The 667-nt window shown below is 28.5% G+C and carries 1 protein-coding gene; it reads left to right on the top strand.

Annotation, left to right across the window (positions count from 1 at the left end; genetic code table 11):
- Positions 1-58: 58 nt before the first annotated feature.
- Positions 59-667 (top strand): hypothetical protein (locus D1841_RS18005; protein ID WP_166554364.1); only part of this gene is annotated, 609 nt, incomplete at its 3' end.

Below are 667 nucleotides of genomic sequence, written 5' to 3'. Positions count from 1 at the left end.
GGACATATTGCTGAGTGTGGTAATTATCATGATCTTATAAAAAAAAGGGGAGAATATTATGAAATGTATCAAAAACAAAGTCAGTGGTATAAAGATAAAAATAAATAATATTGCATTAATAATTCATATAATTAAAATGATTAATGATAAAGATATAATTAAATACTTAGTATCATGGACTATCATTTGTATGATGAGTTCGTTATCATATGTCTGTACTACATGGCGAATGCAAGTTTTTTTCGATTCTTTTGAGAGTAATACGCTTGTTGGAAATCTGATATTGCTAGGAATAGTACTAATAATAAGTATTATGCTTTCTGGACTGAGTGTGTGGGGCGATGAAATTGTAGAAAAGAAATTAATCAAAGTATTTATTTTAAAGTATCATGATAAAATTGCAAGTTTGGATTCTGAAAAATTGGAAGATCCGGAATTTGTAAATTATCTTAATCGATGCGAAAAAGGGATAGTAAATGTCGCTTACATTGCTCAATCAGTTTTTTTTATGTTAACTTGGCATGCACCATATTTTACATTCATGGGTGTTTATTTATGCAGATCAAATTACTTGTTTTTATTAATTTTCCTGTTCATGATATTAGGTACTGCTTTAACTCAGCTCCTAAAATCAAAGTTTTACGTGGCTCTAAAAACAGAAACATCT

It is taken from the genome of Neglectibacter sp. X4, from assembly GCF_009917365.1.
GTDB lineage: Bacteria > Bacillota > Clostridia > Oscillospirales > Acutalibacteraceae > Acutalibacter.
The sequence above is the reverse complement of the archived record's forward strand: the minus strand, read 5'-3'. Positions and strand labels throughout refer to the sequence as shown.